The 4,475-nt window shown below is 34.1% G+C and carries 6 protein-coding genes; all 6 read left to right on the forward strand.

Annotated elements, in window-relative coordinates:
- The coding region (locus ACRBG0_RS26860) for a hypothetical protein (RefSeq protein WP_431489915.1) at positions 1-189 on the forward strand (189 nt) is incomplete at its 5' end.
- Positions 190-459: 270 nt separating this feature from the next.
- Positions 460-1,371 carry a hypothetical protein gene (locus ACRBG0_RS26865; RefSeq protein WP_431489916.1) on the forward strand — a complete coding sequence of 304 codons (912 nt, stop codon included), beginning with the start codon at positions 460-462 and terminating at the stop codon, positions 1,369-1,371.
- Between the two features lie 10 nt (positions 1,372-1,381).
- Complete coding sequence (locus tag ACRBG0_RS26870; RefSeq protein WP_431489917.1) at positions 1,382-1,789, forward strand: hypothetical protein; 408 nt, start codon at positions 1,382-1,384, stop codon at positions 1,787-1,789.
- A gap of 21 nt (positions 1,790-1,810) precedes the next feature.
- Positions 1,811-2,218, forward strand: a complete 408-nt coding sequence (locus ACRBG0_RS26875; protein WP_431489918.1) for a hypothetical protein — start codon at positions 1,811-1,813, stop codon at positions 2,216-2,218.
- Entirely contained in the window at positions 2,218-3,387 is a 1,170-nt protein-coding gene (locus ACRBG0_RS26880; protein ID WP_431489919.1) for a hypothetical protein, read from the forward strand. Before ACRBG0_RS26875 ends, ACRBG0_RS26880 begins: the two co-directional genes overlap by 1 nt.
- 213 nt (positions 3,388-3,600) lie before the next feature.
- Entirely contained in the window at positions 3,601-4,395 is a 795-nt protein-coding gene (locus ACRBG0_RS26885; RefSeq protein WP_431489920.1) for a hypothetical protein, read from the forward strand.
- Positions 4,396-4,475 lie beyond the last annotated feature (80 nt).

The raw sequence follows: 4,475 nt of genomic DNA on the forward strand, positions 1-4,475 counted from the left end.
GGAAAGTTAGATAGCATCTATCGATATTTTCAAAATAAACTAGCAGCTTCCTATCACTCTCAAAACGCCCAAGAAAAATTTGATACAATCAAGTACTATCACTATGATCAAGATCAAAGGAATCGGATGATTATTTTTTACGAAAAGACTGGCAATCAAGATACGATTCTATTTTCTGATTTAAACTAATAATTGGTTTGTATAGAAATAGAATGAAGTGAAACAAAGAATGTGAAAGCTTATTGAAGCTAGAGTATCTTTGAAAGGAGTTGAAAAAAAGTCTGCGCCCATCTTTGCCTAGGACGCACATGCTTCGCTTTGCTACGCACGTCGCCTAGGCTTGAGATGGGCGCAATGTTAAATCATTATTAAGAAAGCTAGTTTAAGTTGGCTTATTAATACTTTTCTATTATATTTAATCGTTTGCATTCAATACTTAAAACCAAAATTGTCATTATCGTGGATATTCAAAATATTTTATCATTTGGTGCAAAAAAAAGAATTGAAAAACGCCTAGCGCAGTATCACACAACTTTTGAGATTGCAAAGAAGGAGCATAAGCAGCTTGCTTCCCTAAGAGATGATGCAGTGACTCATTTCAGATCTTTTGTGGACAGTCAGCAAAAAACTATGCAAACGATCAAAGGGTTAAGAACAATTTATTTTAAGAAAAGTCAAGATGATAAAATAATCATCAAGCTTCTCAAGCAATCTCTCAGGAAAGGTCGAAAAAACCTTCTAGAACTAAATCTATCGGAGCAGCAGATATATCTCAATGCTGTTAGTAAACTTTCGTATTCTGAGTCTTTAGGTATTACAGTTGCTGGCCTAACCGTCGGAGCTGGAGTAGCGATTGGAGTAGCACAAGCTACAGCTGTTTCTGCAGGCACTTCTCTGACAGCAACAGCTGGTACATCGCTTGCAGTCAGTAGTACTGGGATTGGAAGTTTGAGTTGGATGTCTATTGGTGCTATTGCCCTTCCTGTATCTCTTCTTGCAATGTGGGGTTTCAATACATGGAATGCCAACGAGAAGATTAAAAAAATAGATGAGGCTGAGAAAGAATTAATTTCCAAGATCGATGAATATCGAGTTAAACAAAATGAATCTTTAGCATTAAAAGGCCGATCAATCGAAAGAAAAGAGTGCCTAATCACGAGTGATTTTGTTCTCTCTAGTGATTTCAAAGCGTTTTATGCGAAATGTGTTAGTTTTACTGCCAAACTCAGCAGATGGCAAAGATTTATAGTACATGTATGCCTTGTATTTGGCATTTCATATCATCTGTTAGAAGATGTAAGAGCTTTTCGGAATCGGCTTCAACAGGATAGTGCAAATGTGTATGATTTGATGACAAAAGCTGTCGCATAAAAAATATTTTATGGATAATAGAACTCCAACGAATAGTCACACTGGAAACGGTTTAGCGCAAGTAACGAGGCTAGCTGAAGTAGTCTATGAGTTAAGTCACAAAGGAATGGATACCTACGTTGTGGCGAAGCAGCTGAAGAATAGGGGGATTGAGTTACTCTCATTAAGAGATGAGATACTCGAGTTTTATGATACAGAAAGACTTAGGATTGTAGAAGTTTTTAAAGAATGGAAAGGATCCAGGGAGTTTATTCAGTCTATGATAAAAGACCGGATCGAAAATAATGACCCAGAAGGAAGAGATAAATTCATCGATCTGTATAAGAGGTATATGGATGCTGTGAATAAATTCGATTCCAAAACATTTAAAAAAAATCGCAAGTCTGATGGAGAGAATCCAGTGATAATCGAAATTTAAATTTCACGTAAAGGCGTTATAATGAAAGGTAAATTAGTTGATAGAACTGAGACTATCTCTAGATTTGTGGGTTCTCAAGAAATAGACATTGTTGGTGATGCAATGTTTCAGATTCTAATTGCGAATGAATTTACGACTGCTGAGGATGAAAAAATAGATCTATCATCGAACCAAGGTGGATATGATCTGCCAACTTCGGAAATTATTTTAGAAACTCTATCCATAATTATTAGTTTCACTTCTCTAGCGGTACAGATATATGAAGTGCGGAAATCACGAAATGATGAAAATAGTAGCAAAGTAGAAGCTTTAGAGGATAGTATTGAAAAGCTACGTCAGGAAGTAATCCAGAATAAGTCTGAGTTAGCTTCTCTTGGAAGAGATAGACAATCGAATATATGTAAGAAAGTTTTGTCTAAAGAGGAATAATGGTTTATCTAAAACTAGCTATACAATGGATAGTTGATGTACAAGTTCGCTGGCCTTTCTTGCTATACTTTCCAATCTTTTTATGTGTTGCTGAAGGCAATATTTTATGTAAGTTTGTATTGCTATTTTTAGGATTTTTGATAAATTTTTATTACAACTTAATTCCTTATTATCTCTCTCAATATTTTCATACTAGAGCATCATATAATTTTATTAGCCAATATAAAGACTGTACTTTTATTCAACATGATATATCAGAATATATTAACGCAAATGCAGTAAAGTTTAACCTAGATAATTATTTGGAGAGAAAAAAATCTTCCATTAAAAGCTGGTATGAGGATAATATCAAAGAGAATACTTATTTCTTCGAAGTAAAAAGGAATAAAGCGAAAGAATTTCCAAAAAATGCAAAAGTCTTTACGGGTGAGTTTGGTACTGTAGTATTTGTGCCTGATTCACCAGAGGGTATGAGGCCATTTACACGGTTTAAACTATTGCACGAATTTTTTCATTCGTCAGAGATTTCTCTGTTTTTTGAAAGGCAACTTGTTTTTAAAAACACTCTTTTTATACTTTCATTTATTTTTTTCTTCTTAAATATAGAAATAAGCCTTCTTTCTTTCTTCGTAGCTTTATTCGTTTTTGCTTTGATATTGTTTGAGGCTAGATACTATTGGGCAGTTAGAAAGTATGATTCATTACTTTTAGCAGAGGTTATGTCAGATATTTTAGCTGTTAAGTATTTGAATGAAACTGAAAGAAAATCCATAAAGGAGTCGCCATATATCGATCATCTTATTGGCGATGATGTAAATTTAGGCGTATCTCAGAACAAAGCTAGAAAAGAAAACTTTGTAGATATTATTAAGAGCGGTGTTGACAACGAAGACATTATAGATATAATGAATACAAGTTATTCTCCTCCAAATGATAGGGTTAATTTTTTGATTTTCATGCTAATATGCGGTAGTTGTTTTCTAGCAAGAGAGGTTACATGGTATCTTGTCCTTTGGAATGCTGTTGTATTTGTTGCTCTATTGATTACTTCTATGGTTATTGTAAGAGGAGCGTATACATATTACAAAGACGAATTTGAACGTATATTTAAAGTGAATTTAACACAGGAAGACTATTTCAAATATATTAATTCTCCCAACGATACATAACTATCTGTACTCATGTTTAAGATGAATAAAAAGCGCCCATCTTTGCCTAGTCGACAATAGCCTCCGCAAGCTCCGGCTACTGCGTCTAGGCTAGGAGTTCTGCTCAATTAAGAAACATTCAAAAAGCATAAATTTGTGAGGAAACGGAACTAATATCCAGATCAAATTCATTACCAGTAGGTAGTATTGCTATACAAAAGCTCTGTAAGAAGTATGAATATATTAGATTTTTTCAAAGTACTTAAGATTGATTTAGGTCAGACACTGATTGAGGTAGATGGAGAACTTCTTAAGGTTGAAAATAAATTTGACTTTTCTTCTAGAGATTTTTTGAGATTCGCAAAGTTAGATTTGAAGGATGCCTCAGCTGGTGATAGGGGGTTGATTAATGCCTTGACAAATGCTAAAAGAGGTATTGATTGTCAGATCGATATTACATTGAAAACATATGGAATAGACTATTCAAATTTACCAAAAGCAGCAGGGAAGATTATTGATTTATCTGATGAAAATGGTGTTGATTTACCTTACAAATTACGACTTATTCAATGCCTAAAATTAGCTCCCGCTGGATTAATTTCTCGTGTCCGAACTTTACGAAATAAATTAGAACATTATTACGAAAAACCTCAAAGGTCCGAAGTTAAAGAGGCAATAGAATTAGCTGAATTGTTTATAATGTCAATTGAAAGTAGACTAAATTTAGCTAATGATAAATTTAATATATATGACCAATCAAAGGTTAAAGGAGTATTTGAATATCCAACACAAATCGTAGTACAGTACAAGCCTGCAAGAAATGCATTCCTTGTTATTGCTGTTCAAGAAAATAAGGTAATAGAAAGTATTGGCGTAGACGTAGAAAATGAGCTCTATTATTTTCTATTGAGACTTGTCAATACCTTTAATGATGTAACAGATACTGAGGATAGTTTGAAGTTGTTATTAAGGGCTATAGGTCATCCAAGACCAGAAGACACAATAAAATTGGTTGAGTTAATTATTTAGAACTGAGCAGAACTTAGCTTGGGCGACAAGCCTCGTTCCTCGGCCTGCGCCCAAGCCCGAGTTAGCGGAAACTTCAATAA

This window comes from Lewinella sp., assembly GCF_050633125.1.
GTDB lineage: Bacteria > Bacteroidota > Bacteroidia > Chitinophagales > Saprospiraceae > Lewinella.

What these genes read in the sequence shown, in the direction of transcription:
- ACRBG0_RS26870 (WP_431489917.1), top strand. Translation starts at nt 1,382, where the DNA reads ATGGATAATAGAACTCCAACGAATAGTCACACTGGAAACGGTTTAGCG.
- ACRBG0_RS26885 (WP_431489920.1), top strand. Translation starts at nt 3,601, where the DNA reads ATGAATATATTAGATTTTTTCAAAGTACTTAAGATTGATTTAGGTCAG.
- ACRBG0_RS26875 (WP_431489918.1), top strand. Translation starts at nt 1,811, where the DNA reads ATGAAAGGTAAATTAGTTGATAGAACTGAGACTATCTCTAGATTTGTG.
- ACRBG0_RS26880 (WP_431489919.1), top strand. Translation starts at nt 2,218, where the DNA reads ATGGTTTATCTAAAACTAGCTATACAATGGATAGTTGATGTACAAGTT.